The organism is Stenotrophomonas sp. Sm10 (assembly GCF_030985515.1).
In the GTDB taxonomy this organism is placed as follows: Bacteria; Pseudomonadota; Gammaproteobacteria; order Xanthomonadales; family Xanthomonadaceae; genus Stenotrophomonas; species Stenotrophomonas hibiscicola.
In genome coordinates this window covers 36,481-51,232 of sequence record NZ_JAPTFO010000027.1, presented here as the reverse complement: position 1 = coordinate 51,232, position 14,752 = coordinate 36,481, and the positions used below count along the sequence as shown (strand labels likewise).

General features: G+C 68.3%; 13 protein-coding genes. 7 read left to right on the top strand and 6 right to left on the bottom strand.

Annotated elements, in window-relative coordinates; genetic code table 11:
* Positions 1 to 156: 156 nt before the first annotated feature.
* Complete coding sequence (xseA, locus tag O0J15_RS09920; protein WP_308305580.1) at positions 157 to 1,488, bottom strand: exodeoxyribonuclease VII large subunit; 1,332 nt, start codon at positions 1,486 to 1,488, stop codon at positions 157 to 159.
* Positions 1,489 to 1,532: 44 nt separating this feature from the next.
* Positions 1,533 to 2,603: a tRNA epoxyqueuosine(34) reductase QueG gene (gene queG / locus O0J15_RS09915; RefSeq protein ID WP_308305579.1), complete on the bottom strand. Its 1,071-nt coding sequence runs from the start codon at positions 2,601 to 2,603 to the stop codon at positions 1,533 to 1,535.
* A 23-nt stretch (positions 2,604 to 2,626) separates the two neighbouring features.
* On the opposite strand from queG, the gene O0J15_RS09910 reads away from it, so the two are divergent.
* The 6 genes from O0J15_RS09910 (at position 2,627) to O0J15_RS09885 (ending at position 10,205) form a co-directional block, all read left to right on the top strand.
* Positions 2,627 to 4,111, top strand: coding sequence for an NAD(P)H-hydrate dehydratase (locus O0J15_RS09910; RefSeq protein ID WP_308305578.1), 1,485 nt, complete (start codon positions 2,627 to 2,629; stop codon positions 4,109 to 4,111).
* The gene (gene tsaE / locus O0J15_RS09905; RefSeq protein WP_308305577.1) at positions 4,108 to 4,590 is read left to right on the top strand and encodes a tRNA (adenosine(37)-N6)-threonylcarbamoyltransferase complex ATPase subunit type 1 TsaE; all 483 of its coding nucleotides are present in this window, start codon (positions 4,108 to 4,110) and stop codon (positions 4,588 to 4,590) included. Before O0J15_RS09910 ends, tsaE begins: the two co-directional genes overlap by 4 nt.
* Before the next feature lie 82 nt (positions 4,591 to 4,672).
* Complete coding sequence (locus tag O0J15_RS09900) at positions 4,673 to 6,241, top strand: N-acetylmuramoyl-L-alanine amidase (protein ID WP_019660525.1); 1,569 nt, start codon at positions 4,673 to 4,675, stop codon at positions 6,239 to 6,241.
* A 160-nt stretch (positions 6,242 to 6,401) separates the two neighbouring features.
* The gene (gene mutL, locus O0J15_RS09895; RefSeq protein ID WP_308305576.1) at positions 6,402 to 8,306 is read left to right on the top strand and encodes a DNA mismatch repair endonuclease MutL; all 1,905 of its coding nucleotides are present in this window, start codon (positions 6,402 to 6,404) and stop codon (positions 8,304 to 8,306) included.
* 11 nt (positions 8,307 to 8,317) lie between these two features.
* Positions 8,318 to 9,250, top strand: a complete 933-nt coding sequence (locus O0J15_RS09890) for a DUF1684 domain-containing protein (protein WP_180876589.1) — start codon at positions 8,318 to 8,320, stop codon at positions 9,248 to 9,250.
* Position 9,251: 1 nt separating this feature from the next.
* Positions 9,252 to 10,205, top strand: coding sequence for a TraB/GumN family protein (locus tag O0J15_RS09885; protein WP_308305575.1), 954 nt, complete (start codon positions 9,252 to 9,254; stop codon positions 10,203 to 10,205).
* 74 nt (positions 10,206 to 10,279) lie between these two features.
* Here the strand turns inward: O0J15_RS09885 and phaR are convergent, their stop codons facing one another.
* From phaR to gluQRS, 3 genes are all read right to left on the bottom strand, one after another.
* Positions 10,280 to 10,819 carry a polyhydroxyalkanoate synthesis repressor PhaR gene (gene phaR / locus O0J15_RS09880; protein ID WP_308305581.1) on the bottom strand — a complete coding sequence of 180 codons (540 nt, stop codon included), beginning with the start codon at positions 10,817 to 10,819 and terminating at the stop codon, positions 10,280 to 10,282.
* A 182-nt stretch (positions 10,820 to 11,001) separates the two neighbouring features.
* The gene (phbB, locus tag O0J15_RS09875; RefSeq protein WP_021204170.1) at positions 11,002 to 11,742 is read right to left on the bottom strand and encodes an acetoacetyl-CoA reductase; all 741 of its coding nucleotides are present in this window, start codon (positions 11,740 to 11,742) and stop codon (positions 11,002 to 11,004) included.
* A gap of 17 nt (positions 11,743 to 11,759) precedes the next feature.
* Complete coding sequence (gluQRS, locus tag O0J15_RS09870) at positions 11,760 to 12,680, bottom strand: tRNA glutamyl-Q(34) synthetase GluQRS (RefSeq protein WP_308305574.1); 921 nt, start codon at positions 12,678 to 12,680, stop codon at positions 11,760 to 11,762.
* 93 nt (positions 12,681 to 12,773) lie between these two features.
* Here gluQRS and htpX point away from each other — a divergent pair, with 93 nt between their 5' ends.
* Positions 12,774 to 13,640, top strand: coding sequence for a protease HtpX (gene htpX, locus O0J15_RS09865; protein ID WP_308305573.1), 867 nt, complete (start codon positions 12,774 to 12,776; stop codon positions 13,638 to 13,640).
* Positions 13,641 to 13,830: 190 nt separating this feature from the next.
* Here the strand turns inward: htpX and O0J15_RS09860 are convergent, their stop codons facing one another.
* Positions 13,831 to 14,658, bottom strand: coding sequence for an inositol monophosphatase family protein (locus tag O0J15_RS09860; protein ID WP_005417749.1), 828 nt, complete (start codon positions 14,656 to 14,658; stop codon positions 13,831 to 13,833).
* Positions 14,659 to 14,752 lie beyond the last annotated feature (94 nt).

The window sequence follows — 14,752 nt, the reverse complement described above, 5'->3', positions numbered from 1 at the left end:
GGATGGCGCCATCGAGCCCCCAGGGATGGGTTTACGGCGTGTCCTGCACAGCCACACCACCCCGCCAAGCTACCAGCAGTCCAGAGCCGTTTTCGCTGTTGCTTCGGCTGTTGCATTTGCCTCTGCAGGTGCAGGGCGCAGCCCTGCCGAACCCCTTTACTTGACCTGCACGTCGATCACGCCGTCGCCCACGCGCGCCTGCAATGCGTCGCCGGGCTGTACCTGATCGACCTGGCGCACCAGCGTGCCATCGTCACTGCGGGTCAGGATGCTGTAGCCGCGCGCTACAGTCGCCAGCGGGCTGACCGCTTCCAGCGAACGCGCCAGCCCGCGCAGGCGCAGCGCATCGCGTTCCAGCAGACGCTGCATCGCTGCCTGCGGTCGTCCGCGCAGGGCGGCCAGGCGGCGTTGCATCGCGTCGAGCTGGCGCTGTGGGTGGTGCCCGCGCAGGACCGCCGCTGCATGGCGAAGGCGCGCAGCACGGCGCTCCTGCTGCTGGTTGAACGCGGCATGCAGGCGCCGGCCCAGATCGAGCTGGCGGCGGCGCAACAGGTCCAGTCGCGCCTGCGGGCTCTGCGCGTTCAGGCGCAGCAGGGCACGGTCAGCACGTTGCATCGCCTGCTGCATCGTGTGCCGCTGCAGCTGCGCCATGCGTGCCGCGGTGCGCCGCAGGCGCAGGGCCAGTTCGCGCTGGTCCGGTACCAGCAGCTCGGCTGCCACCGATGGCGTCGGTGCACGCAGGTCGGCGGCGAAGTCGCTCAGGCTGAAGTCGGTTTCATGGCCCACCGCCGACACTACCGGGGTGCGGCTGGCGGCGATCGCACGGGCCAGTGCTTCATCGTTGAAGGCCCACAGGTCTTCCAGTGAACCGCCGCCACGGGTCAGCAAGATCACGTCGTAGCGGCCACTGGCATCGGCGGCCTGCAGCAGGCGGGTGATCTGTGCAGCGGCGCTGCTGCCCTGCACCAGGGTCGGCAGCAGGTCCACTTCCAGCAGCGGGAAGCGGCGGCCGAGCACGCTCAGCACGTCGCGCACAGCGGCGCCGGTGGGGGAGGTGATCACCGCAAGGCGCTGCACGTGCGCCGGCAGCGGCCGCTTGCGTGCCGGGTCGAACAGGCCTTCGGCCTCCAGCCGTGCCTTCAGCTCCTCGAAGGCGCGGCGCAGTGCGCCTTCGCCGGCTTCCTCCATGTGGTCCAGCACCATCTGGTACTCGCCACGGGCGTCGTACAGGGTCACCTTGCCGCGCACCAGCACGCGCATGCCTTCGCGCGGCACGAACTTCAGGTGTTGCGCCTTCATCCGGAACATCGCCGCGCGCAGCTGCGCACGTGCGTCCTTCAGGGTGAAATACAGATGCCCGGAGGCGGGACGCGCCACGCTGCCCAGTTCGGCCTCGACCCAGATCGCCGGGAAGCTGCCTTCCAGCAGGTCGCGGGCCAGGGTGTTGAGCTGGCTGGGGGTGAGGATGTCGTTGTTGCGTGGCTGCATGGGAACGGCGTGCTGCGGGCGGAACGGGGGCTCAGGATCGCACGTCAGCGCACCGTGTGCTGGCCCAGTGCCCACTGCACGTGTTCACGCACCAGCGGCGAGGGATCGTCGATGCGGGTCTGCAGGGCAGCCAGCGCTTCGGCCGAGGACGGCGCATTGCCCAGCGCCACGGCGATGTTGCGCAGCCAGCGCTCATGGCCGCTGCGCCGGATCGGGCTGCCTTCGGTGCGGCGCAGGAACTCGGCTTCGTCCCAGGCGAACAGCTGGTCCAGGCGCGCGGTATCGAGGTTGTTGCGCGCGCGGAAATCGGCTTCGTCGGTGCGCTTGGCGAACTTGTTCCAGGGGCAGACCAGCTGGCAGTCGTCGCAGCCATAGATGCGGTTGCCGATCAGCGGACGCATCTGTTCGGGAATGGCGCCGTCGTGTTCGATGGTCAGGTAGGAAATACAGCGCCGCGCGTCCAGCCGCTGCGGGCCGGTGATCGCGCGGGTAGGGCAGACATCGATGCAGCGCGTGCAGGTGCCGCAGTGTGCCGTAGCCGGCGCATCGATCGGCAGCGGGATATCGATGTAGATCTCGCCGATGAAGAACCAGGAACCGCCGTTGCGGTCGATCAGGCAGGTGTGCTTGCCGATCCAGCCCAGCCCCGCGTTGCGCGCCAGTGCGCGCTCCAGCACCGGCGCCGAATCGACGAATACCCGGTAGCCCAGCGGTGCCACTTCATCGTTGATCTGCGTGGCCAGCTTCTGCAGGCGGTTGCGCATCAGCTTGTGGTAGTCGCGGCCCAAGGCGTAACGGGCCACGTAGGCGCGGCCCGGGTCGGCCAGGGTTGCCCAGGCTTCGGTGTCGTCCTTGTGGCTGTAGTCCATGCCTACCGAGATCACCCGCACCGTGCCGGGCAGCAGCTCGGCCGGGCGCGCGCGCAGGGTGCCGTGGCGCGCCATCCAGTCCATCGTGCCGTACAGGCCCTGGCCCAGCCAGTCGGCCAGGTGCGCCTCGTCCTCGCCCAGCTCGATGCCGGCGATGCCGCAGCGCTGGAAGCCATGCGCACGCGCCAGTTCGCGGATACGCTGCACGGCCTGGGCCGGATCGACAGGGGCGGGGGCGGGGAACATGTGGACCAGTATAAAATCCCTGCATGGCCAACCTTGCCGATCTGTTCGATTCCGCTGCCGCGCGTGCGCTTGATGCGCAGGCCTCGGCACTGGCTGCCGAGGGCGGCTGGAGCCTGATGGCGCAGGCCGGTCAGGCCGCCTGGCCGTGCCTGCTGCAGCATTGGCCACAAGCGCAGCGGATCGGCGTGGTGGTTGGCGCAGGAAACAACGGCGGCGATGGCCTGGTGCTGGCCCGCCATGCACGACAGGCCGGGCGTAAGGTGGCGGTGATCGCCTTGCCGGGCAAGCCACCGGCGACGTCGCTGGCGCAGCGTGCCGCATCGGAATTCACGTCCGACGGCGGCACCATCACCGATTTCGACGGCGCGCTGCCCGAGGTCGATATCTGGGTCGATGCCCTGTTCGGTCTGGGCTTCGATCGCGTGCCGGAAGGCGCGGCGCAGGCGCTGATCGCCGCCCTCAACGCGCAGGCGGCACCGGTTCTGGCGCTGGACGTCCCCAGTGGCGTCGATGCCGACCGGGGCGCCGTACCGGGCGAGGCGGTGAAGGCTGCTTTGACCCTGCAGTTCATCGTGCCGCATCGCGGGCTGTATACCGGCGATGCGCTGGATCATTGCGGGCGGAAGGCGTTGGCGCCGCTGCAGCTGCCCACGGCCGCATGGCAGGGCGTGTCACCCGCCGTGGAGCACTGGACCCAGGCGCGCTTGCCGGCACTGCTGCCGCCGCGCCGCGCCAACAGCCACAAGGGCGAATCCGGCCACGTGCTGTGCGTCGGCGGCAACCACGGCAGCGGCGGTGCCATCGCCATGGCAGCCGAGGCCGCCTTGCGCGCAGGGGCGGGGCTGTTGAGCCTGGGCACCCGCCGCGACCACGTCGGTCCACTGCTGGCTCGGCTGCCCGAGGCGATGACCCATGCACTGGAAGACGGCGATGTGCTGCCGGCGCTGCTGGACAAGGCGAAGGTGGTGGCGATCGGCCCCGGTCTGGGCCAGGACGAATGGGCGCGCGCGCTGTTTGCGCGGGCGCTGGCCAGCGCCAAACCGCTGGTGGTCGATGCCGATGCACTGAACCTGCTGGCGCAGGATCCGCGCGCGCTGCCGGACGCCATCCTTACGCCACATCCGGGCGAGGCCGCGCGTCTGCTCGGCTGCAGTACCGCTGACATCCAGGCCGATCGCTACCGTTGTGCGCAGGCGTTGGCCGAACGCTTCCACGCCGTGGTGGTGTTGAAGGGCGCAGGCAGCATCGTGACGGCGCCCGGGCAGGCGCCACGGCTGATCGCTGCAGGCAATCCCGGCATGGCCGTGGGAGGCATGGGCGATCTGCTCACCGGCATCATCGCCAGCCTGCGCGCGCAGGGCCTGGCCGCCTTCGACGCCGCCGCGGCCGGTGCGCTGCTGCATGGGCTCGCGGGCGACGCCGCGGCCGCCGATGGCGCGCGCGGCCTGCTTCCTACTGATCTGCTGTCGCCGTTGCGGCGACTGGCCAACCCGGAACTTTCCCGATGATCGATTTCTTCCTTGCCGACAGCGATGCCACTGAACTGCTCGGGCAATGGCTGGCGGCCACGCGGCCGCCGCAGGCGCTGGTCGAACTGCGCGGCGACCTGGGGGCCGGCAAATCCACCACGGCCCGCGCACTGCTGCGCGCGCTGGGCGTCCAGGGCGCCATCCGCAGCCCGACCTACACCCTGGTCGAGCGCTATCCGCTGGCCGGCGGTGGCGAGGCCTGGCATCTGGATCTGTACCGGATCGGGCAGGCCGGCGAACTCGATTTCCTCGCGCTGGACGAGGGCAGCGCGGTACTGTGGCTGGTTGAATGGCCGGAACGCGGTGCCGGTGCGCTGCCGCCAACCGACCTGGTGGTGGCGCTGGAGATCGAGGGACAAGGGCGTCGCGTTCGTCTCACTGGCGCCAGCGACGCAGGGCATGAATGGCTGAAACGGCTTCCCCAAGGAGGCGACTTGCAGGCCATATCTGTCGGCTGACGAGAACAAACACCGGCAGGTTACGGATTATTAAGGAAAAAGGTGTTGCATTCCGTTCAGCGCGGTGATTGAATCCTGAGCCATGCGCCCGGGGAACCGTCTCATCGCCATCTGTGCCGCCGTCGGACTGGGTCTGGCGAGCGTCAGCGCGTGGGCCGGTGAAATTCGCCAGGTCCTGCTGAATACCGGTGCCACCGGCACCCGTGCCGAGATCTCGCTGGTGGGCAGTGGCGGTTACAAGACGCTGTCGCTGGCCGGACCGAACCGCTTGGTGGTCGATTTCCCGGACTCCAGCGCCGTACGCAACCTGAAAATGCCGGCGGCGCAGGGCGTGGTCACCGCGGTGCGCACCGGACAGCCGGTGCCGGGTACCTTCCGTGTCGTTTTCGACCTTGCTGAATCGGTGGCGCCGTTCCGCCCACAGATGCAGCGCGAGGGCAATGAATCCAAGCTGGTGATCGAATGGCCGGGCGATGGCCCGGCCGTGGCCGCCAGCCGTCCGGCAGCGACGCCGGCGGTGCCGCCGCAGGCGCCGGCCAACACGCCCGCACCGACGCCGACGCCGGCGGAGAGCGCGCAGGCGCGTACCGATGCCGCGCGTGCCACGGCGCTGCTGACTGCCCAGGTGCGGCAGCAGGCCAGTGCCACCGCCGCCGCGCCGGCCACGCCTACCCCGGCGCCATCCACCGCGCCGGCCCAGGTCGCGGCGGCGGGTACCGTGGCCAGCAGTTCGCCTTCTTCCTCGCCGGCCGCGATCCTCGCTGGGCAGCGCACCGCAGCGGTGGTGACCACGCCGCCGGCCACGGTGCCTGCGCCGGCACCGACGCCGGTGGAACCGCCGCGCCCGGCCATGCCCAGTGATGCCTCCCGCATCCGCATGCAGGCCGGCATGCGCCATCTGGTGGTGGCCATCGATCCCGGTCACGGAGGCCAGGATCCGGGCGCGATCGGCCCGACCGGCAAGCGTGAGAAGGATGTCACTTTGGCGGTGGCGCGGGAACTGGCCCGTCAGGTCAATGCGACGCCGGGCCTGAAGGCCTACCTGACCCGCGACAGTGACGTGTTCATTCCGCTGCCGATGCGCGCGCAGAAGGCGCGTGCGAACAAGGCCGACATCTTCATTTCCATCCATGCCGACGCGGCCGAGAACCGTTCGGCCACCGGTTCGTCGGTGTACGTGCTGTCGACCAAGGGCGCCTCTTCGCAGCGCGCCCGTTGGCTGGCAGACAAGGAAAACGCGGCCGATCTGGTCGGTGGCGTTCGCCTGCAGCAGACCGAGGGCACGCTTGCCAATGTGCTGCTGGACCTGGCGCAGAGCGGCTACATGAAGGCGTCCGAAGACGCCGCCGGCCACGTGCTGGGCGGCCTTAAGCGGATCGGCAACAACCACAAGCCGAACATCGAGCGCGCCAACTTCGCGGTGCTGCGTACGTCGGACATGCCGGCGATGCTGGTGGAAACCGCGTTCATCTCCAACCCGGATGAAGAGCGTCGCCTGACCGACCCGGCCTACCAGCGCAAGATCGCCGGTGCCGTGCTCGATGGCGTGCACACCTTCTTCAGCCGCCAGCCACCGCCGGGCACGCTGTACGCGGCCCGTGCCCAGGCCGAGATCGACGCCGCAGCCACCATGGCCGGCGGCAGCAAGTAATCCGCTTCCTGTAGAGCGCGGTAGAGTCGACTGTTGGTTGACTACGTGCGCAGCGCGGGGCTTTTCGGCGCCCGGGCGGAGAGCAGTCGACTGACAGTCGACTCTACCCACGGGCGCTCCGCTATCATCGACCCATGAAGTCTGCTGCCCATCATCTCCCATGAGCGCGCCCGGTCCGCGCCCGATCCGGCCCTTGCCGGAGATCCTGATCAACCAGATCGCCGCTGGCGAAGTGGTCGAGCGTCCCGCTTCGGTGGTCAAGGAGCTGGTCGAGAACGCGATCGACGCCGGTGCCAGCCGCGTAGATATCGATCTTGAAGAGGGCGGTGTACGCCTGATCCGCATCCGCGACAACGGCAGTGGCATCGCGCCGGAGCAGCTGCCGCTGGCGGTATCGCGCCACGCGACCAGCAAGATCGCCGATCTGGACGATCTTGAATCGGTGGCCACGCTCGGTTTCCGTGGCGAAGCGCTGCCGTCGATCGCCTCGGTCAGTCGCTTCACCCTGGCCTCGCGTCGCGCACATGACGAGCATGGTTCCGCGCTGCAGATCGAAGGCGGAAAGATCGGCGAGGTGACGCCGCGCGCGCATGCGCCGGGTACCACGGTGGAAGTGCGCGAGCTGTTCTACAACGTACCGGCGCGGCGCAAGTTCCTGCGCGCCGAGCGCACCGAGCTGGGCCATATCGAAGAATGGCTGCGCTCGCTGGCCCTGGCGCGGCCGGACGTCGAACTGCGCGTGTCCCACAACGGCAAGGCCTCGCGCCGTTACAAGCCGGGCGATCTGTATTCCGATACGCGATTGGCAGAAACGCTGGGCGAGGATTTCGCCAACCAGGCCGTGCGCGTGGATCACAGTGGCGCCGGCCTGCGCCTGCATGGCTGGATCGCGCAGCCGCATTACTCGCGTGCCAGCGCCGACCAGCAGTACCTGTACGTCAACGGCCGTTCGGTGCGTGATCGCAGCGTCGCCCACGCGGTGAAGATGGCGTACGGCGATGTGCTGTACCACGGTCGGCAGCCGGCCTATGTGCTGTTCCTCGAACTGGACCCGACCCGTGTTGATGTCAACGTGCACCCGGCCAAGCACGAGGTGCGCTTTCGTGATTCGCGGCTGGTGCATGACTTCGTCTATCGCACGCTGAAGGACGCGTTGGCTGATACCCGCGCGGGCATGTCGGCGCAGGAGATCGGTGCGGGTCCGGTGCATCCGGTGGACGCCGCTGCGGCATCGATGGCATCGAGCGCGGGCGCATCGGGTTTCGGGCTGGTGCGTGGGCCTGCGCCCGGTGCCGGCTCGGGCGCAGGCGGCGGTGGCTTTTCCGGCTGGCGCCCGCAGCAGCCCCTTGGGCTGCAGGTCGCTGATGCACCGGCGGCCTACGCCGCGCTGTATGCCACGCCGGCCGGTGCCGAGCCCGGGGCGGCGCTGCCGCCGATGCCGACCGAGAACGGACTGCCGGTCACCAGTGCCGATGCCGGAGTGCCGCCGCTGGGCTATGCGATCGCGCAGCTGCACGGCATCTACATCCTGGCCGAGAACGCCGAAGGCCTGATCGTGGTCGACATGCATGCCGCACACGAACGCATCGGCTACGAGCGGCTGAAGAACGCGCACGATGGCATCGGCCTGCAGTCGCAGCCGTTGCTGGTGCCGATCACGCTGGCGGTGGGCGAGCGCGAGGCCGATACCGCCGAAAGCGAAGCCGACACGCTGGCCGCACTCGGCTTCGAAGTGACCCGTGCCGGCCCCGGTTCACTGCACGTGCGCAGCATACCGGCACTGCTGGCGCATGCCGAACCGGAAGGCCTGCTGCGCGACGTGCTGACCGACCTGCGCGAGCACGGCCAGAGCCGCCGCGTGGCCAGCGCGCGCGACGAGCTGCTGTCGACCATGGCCTGCCACGGCGCGGTGCGTGCCAACCGGCGCTTGACCCTGCCGGAAATGAACGCGCTGCTGCGCGACATGGAAATCACCGAACGGTCCGGCCAGTGCAACCACGGCCGACCGACCTGGGCCCGTTTTTCGCTGGCGGAGATCGACCGCTGGTTCCTGCGCGGACGTTGAGGGGAGCATCGATGCGTTATCGGGGAATGGGCGGCCTGCTGGTCGCCATGGTGTTGGCCGCCTGCAGCCCCGCGCCGCCGCCGGCACCGGCTTCGGCCGCGGAGGATCCGTCCTATGCCGCCGGGCAGCAGCAGTGGCGGGTGGCACGCTATCAGGACCTGACCCGCCCGGACGGTTGGACAGCGCTGGTCGGCCTGCACTGGCTGCAGAACAAATCGCACTTTGTCGGCAGTGGCGCGACCAATGGCATCCGCCTGGCGGTGGGGCCGGACAAGCTGGGCCTGCTGCGCCGCGAGGGCAGCCAATGGTGGTTCACTCCCGAAGCCGGTACGGACGTCAGCCATGGGGGCAAACCGGTGCGCGGCCGCATCCGCATCGACACCGACAAGGATCCGCAGCCGACGCTGCTGGCCTTCGATGGTGGCAAAGGCCAGCTCAGCATCATCCGTCGCGGTCCGCGCGATGCGCTGCGGGTCAAGCACGCCGATGCGCCTGCACGCCGTGGGTTCGCCGGCCTGGAGTACTGGCCGGGCGGTCCTGACTGGCAGGTGCAGGCGCGCTTCATCGCGCACCCGCCAGGCAAGACCCTGCCGATCGTCGATATCACTGGCTTGACCACCGAGATGCCGAACGCGGGCGCGGTCGAGTTCCAGCGTGATGGCCGCAACTGGCGGCTGGAGGCGATAGGTGCACCCGGGCAGCCGCTGTTCCTGATCTTCGCCGACCGCACCAGCGGTCGCGGCAGCTATCCGGCTGGGCGTTACCTGGACACCGATGCGCCAGGCGCCGATGGTACGGTGCGCATCGATTTCAACCATGCCTACAACCCACCGTGTGCGTTCACCGCCTATGCAACCTGCCCGTTGGCGCCGCCTGAAAACCGGCTGGACCTGCGCGTGGAAGCGGGCGAGAAGGTCTACCACCTGCCTGAAGGAGAAGGCTGAGATGCCGATCAGATCACTGTTGCGTGCCGCCGTTCTGTTGGCGGCCTGTGCGCTGGCACCGCTGGTTGCAGCACGTACCCTGCAAGCCGACTCCGCTGGCGCAGCGGCGGCCAGGCCGCCGGTGCCGTTGCTGTGGAAAGTGACTGGCCCAGGCGACTCACGCCTCTACCTGCTCGGTTCCTTCCACCTGCTGAAGCCGCAGGACTACCCGCTGTCGCCCGATGTCGAACAGGCGTTCGAGGCCTCACAGCGGGTAGTGTTCGAACTGTCGCCGGAAGACATGCAGTCGCCCCAGCTGGCCAGCCGCATGGTGCAGGCGGCGATCCGCACCGATGGCAGCGAGCTGAAGCGTGATCTGGATGCGGCCACCTGGCAGAAGCTGCAGGCCTTTGCTGCCGAGAACCAGTTGCCGCTGGCGCAGATGCAGGGCATGAAGCCTTGGTTCGTCGGCCTGAGCATTTCGATCGGGCAGATGCAGAAGCTCGGCCTGGACCCGGCGCTGGGCCTGGACCGCCACTTCATGGAGCGCGCGCAGAAGACCGGCCGCAAGACGGCGGGACTGGAGGACATTGATACCCAGATCGGCATGCTTGACGGAATGACGCTGCAGGAACAGCGGCAGATGCTGGCCGAAGCACTGGACCAGGCCGGCAAGGCCGATGAGCAGGCGCGGCTGCTGCATGATGCGTGGCGCCGCGGCGATGATCGCCTGCTGTGGACCAAGATGGCGGCAGAGATGCGCCAGCAGTACCCGCAGCTGTACCAGCGCATCAACACCGGGCGCAACGATGCCTGGGTGCCGAAGCTGCAGCCGTACCTGCAGGCCGGGCAGGGCGGTACGCTGGTGGTGGTCGGCACGCTGCACCTGCTGGGCAGTGATGGCGTGGTCGAGAAACTGAAGGCGAAAGGGTACAAGGTCGAGCGCGTGTGCTCGGCGTGCAAGGCGAAACGCTGACGTATCGTTGGCGCGATCCAGACAGAAACGGCGCGCCAGGGGCGCGCCGTTTTCGTGTCAGCCTGTGAAGCGGCTCAGCGGCGGGTCTTGCTGCCGGTGCCGGTGCCCGGTTCGTTCGGCTTGTTGCCGGTGCCGGTGCCCGTGCCCGTGCCGGTGCCGCCCGGGCGCGGGCCACCGAAGCCGCTGCCCATGCTGCGCTGGAATTCCTGCCACAGCTCCAGGTTGCGCTCGGTCAGCTGGTTCATCATCGCCCACGGGGTCTGGCCCAGCAGGTTGCCCATCTGCTGGCGGAACTGTTGCTGCTGGTCGAGGAAGACCTGCATGCTGCGCTCCAGGTAGTTGCCCATGAAGCCCTGCAGGGAATCGCCGTAGAAGCGGATCAGCTGGCTCAGCAGCTGCGTGGACAGCATCGGTTCGCCGTCCTGTTCCTGGTCGGCGATGATCTGCAGCAGGACCGATCGCGTGAGGTCGTCGCCGCTCTTGGCGTCGCGGACTTCAAAGTCTTCACCGTCCAGGATCAGCTGGCGCACGTCCTCGATGGTGATGTAGCTGGAGATCTCGGTGTCGTAGAGACGGCGGTTCGGATACTTCTTGATGATGCGGGTCGCAGCCATGAAGCGGTACTCGTCACAGTAGACGCGCAGCATGGCGCAGTGCAGCAGCGGTTGCAACCGCCCCAGCCCCCGCCAGGCTTGGCTTTCAGGGGCGATCATGTTGCGCAACAAGGGTTTGCGTGCTGCGCAGCATGACCATCGGCAGGGGCCGCCGGTGCATGCCGCGGCGCCCCCTGCGCGGCTCACCAGCCCATGTGATGGCCGCCGTTGATGTCCAGGTTGCTGCCGGTGATCCACGAGGCTTCCTCGGCCACCAGGAAAGACACGCCATAGGCGATTTCTTCCGGCTTGCCGAGGCGCCCGGTGGGAATGTCGGCGATGATCTTGGCGCGCACGTCCTCCGGAACCGCCATCACCATGTCGGTGGCGACGTAGCCGGGCGAAATGGTGTTGACCGTGATGCCGAAGCCGGCGTTCTCGCGGGCCAGCGAGATGGTGAAGCCGTGCATGCCGGCCTTGGCCGCAGCATAGTTGGCCTGGCCGTACTGGCCCTTCAGGCCGTTGATCGAGCTGATCTGGATGACCCGGCCCCAGCCGCGGCGGCGCATGCCTTCGATGACCGGCCGGGTGACGTTGAACACCGAGTTGAGATTGGTGTTGATCACATCGTGCCACTGGTCCGCGCGCATGCGGTGGAAGGTGGTGTCACGGGTGATGCCGGCGTTGTTGACCAGGATCTCGACCGGGCCCAGCTCGGCCTCGACGGCGCGCACCAGCGCTTCGGCGCTGTCTGGATCGGAGACATCGCCCGGGAAGATCGCCACGTGGTAGCCGCGCTCGGTCATCGCCTGCTGCCAGACGCGGGCCTTGGACTCGTCGCGGTAGTTGGTGGCGACCCGGTGGCCCTGGTCGGCCAGGCGTTGGCAGATGGCGGTACCGATGCCGCCGGTTCCGCCGGTGACCAGTGCGACGCGAGATGTCATGGAGTGCTGTCCGGGTATCAGTTGGGTGAAGGGGGATTCTGCAACATCGGCGCGGAAAGTGCGCCGGCCGGCAACAGGACGTCGGTCCGCGGCAGCCGCGCCGGGTCGAACGCCCGTTGCGCAGCCTCCAGCAGCGCATCCCGCTCATCGGCGCCGTCCAGTGCGGCAGGCGCCTGGCCCAGCAGCTGCCAGAGCGCGCGCAATACCGGCACCGGCCGCGTGCTGTCCACCGGCAGCGACGCCAGCGACTTGGACAGTTTGTGCCCCGGGGCATCGAGCAGCAGCGGCAGGTGCCAGTAGCGTGGCACGGCCAGGCCCAGCGCCTGCTGCAGCAGGATCTGCCGCGCGGTGGAATCGAGCAGATCGGCGCCGCGCACCACTTCGGTCACGCCCTGTTCGGCGTCATCGACCACCACGGCCAACTGGTAGGCCCAGCAGCCATCTGCACGGCGCAGCACGAAGTCGCCAACCTCGGCATGCACGTCCTGCTGCTGCGGGCCGCGCAGGCCATCGTCGAAGTGCACGATGCTGCCCGGCGGCACGCGGAAGCGGACGGCAGGGTCCGGTCGCGGTTGCCGCGCAACGCAGCGGTGATGGATGCCGCCGTTGGCAGCCAGTTCGCTGCGGCTGCAGTGGCAGATGAAGGCCTGGTCGCTGGCCAGCAACACATCCAGCGCGGCCTGGTAGGCCTCGCCTCGCGCGCTCTGCCACAGGACCGGGCCGTCGTGGACCAGTCCGAACGCAGCCAGTGCCTGCAGCTGTGACTGCGCGGCGCCGGGCACGGTACGCGGCGGGTCAACGTCTTCGATGCGCAGCCGCCACAGGCCGCCATGGTGGCGGGCCAGCAGCCAACTGCCGAAGGCGGCAAGCAGGGATCCGGGGTGGAGCAGGCCGGTCGGCGAGGGCGCGAAGCGGCCGCAGGGAACAATGGCGGTCATGCAGGCTGAATCGTCGGTCAGGTTGGCGCTTGAATTCAAGCTGAGCGCACCGCAAATTGACGGATATCGACCCCTTCCGAGCCGGATTTTCCCATGTTCACCCGTATTGCCCTGTTCCTGGCGACCAACCTCGCGGTCCTGATCCTCGCCAGCATCGTGATGTCGCTGGCGGGAACCGACCCGAGCAAGATGAGCGGTCTGCTGATCATGGCCGGCATCTTCGGTTTCGGTGGCTCCTTCATCTCGCTGCTGCTGTCCAAGTGGATGGCCAAGCGCTCCACCGGTGCGGTGGTGATCACCGAGCCGCGCAACCAGACCGAGCGCTGGCTGCTGGCCACGGTCGAGCGCCAGGCCAAGGCCGCCGGCATCGGTATGCCGGAAGTGGCGGTCTATGACGGCCCGGAGATCAATGCCTTCGCCACCGGCGCCAACCGCAACAACGCGCTGGTGGCGGTGTCCACCGGCCTGCTGCACAACATGAGCGAGGACGAGGCTGAAGCGGTGCTGGGCCACGAGATTGCCCACGTCGCCAACGGTGACATGATCACCATGGCGCTGCTGCAGGGCGTGCTGAACACCTTTGTGATCGTGCTGGCCCGCGTGGTCGGCGGCATCATCGACAGCGCGCTGTCGGGCAACCGCGAAGGCGGTGGCCGTGGCTTCGCCTACTACATCATCGTGTTCGTGCTGGAGATGGTGTTTGGCCTGTTCGCGACGATGATCGCCATGTGGTTCTCGCGCCACCGCGAGTTCCGCGCCGATGCAGGCGGTGCCTCGCTGGCTGGCCGCCAGAAGATGATCGCCGCGCTGGAGCGCCTGCAGTTGAACCACGGCCAGAGCACGCTGCCGACCCAGATCGCCGCGTTCGGTATTGCCGGTTCGACGGCCAAGAAGCTGTTCATGAGCCACCCGCCGCTGGAAGAGCGCATCGCCGCGCTGCGGGCGTCGACGGTGGCGTAACTCTCTGCTCCTTGTTAGTGCAGGAACGCCTGGCCCCGCGCCGGGCGTTTTTGTTTTGCGCGCGCACGCATTGGTGGCGCCAGGCGATGCCTAGGATCATTTCCGCGGTCGCGGAAACGACTCTCCGTGCGCACAAACGAAAACGGCACCTTCGCAGGTGCCGTCCCCATGAACCGCTTTACGCGAAACCTCAGAACTTCGCGTCGAACTCGGCGGCGTAGCCGGTGTTCACCAGCACCTTCTGCAGCGACTCGGCCACCTTCAGGTTGCCGGCTACGATCTGGTGGGTCTCCGGGCCACGGTTGTCCATGCGGCCCAGGGTCGCGCCCTTGAAGTCACAGACCTTGCCGCCCGCCTCGCGGACCAGCAGCAGGCCGGCGGCGATGTCCCACGCCTTCACACCGGCTTCGAAGTAGGCGTCGGCGCGGCCGCAGGCCACGTAGGCCAGGTCCAATGCGGCCGAACCGGTGCGGCGGATGTCCTCACCGTGCACCAGCAGGGCGTCGACCGCCTTCAGCTGGGCGCTGGCGCGGCTGCGCTCGCGCGGGGCGAAACCGGTGTGGATCATCGTGCCTTCCAGATCCTTGCGGTCGGCCACGCGGATGCGGCGGTCGTTCAGCACGGCGCCGGCACCACGGCTGGCGGTGAACAGTTCATTGCGCAGCGGGTCGAAGATGACCGCGTCGGTCGGCTCGCCGTTCTCGACCAGCGCGATCGACACGCAGTAGTGCGGCACGCCACGCAGGTAGTTGCTGGTGCCGTCCAGCGGGTCGATGACCCACATCTGGCGACGCTCGCCCTGCACGCCACCTTCTTCACCGAAGATGCCGTAGTCCGGGTAAGCGCGCTTGAGTTCCTTGACGATGACCTTTTCCGCGTCCGCATCCACTTCGCTGGCGTAGTCCATCCGGCCCTTCTGCACCACGTTCAGTGCCTCGAGCTTGTTGATGTTGCGCAACAGGACGTTGCCGGCGAGGCGGGCGGCCTTGACCATGACGGTGACGGCGGGTTTCTGCATGGCGTGGGCTCCCGGAAAGGCAGAAGAGATGGACTGGCGGGGGAAAAGAGCGGGTCCGGCGCAGTGGCCGGCCGCACAGTTTACCATTGGTCAT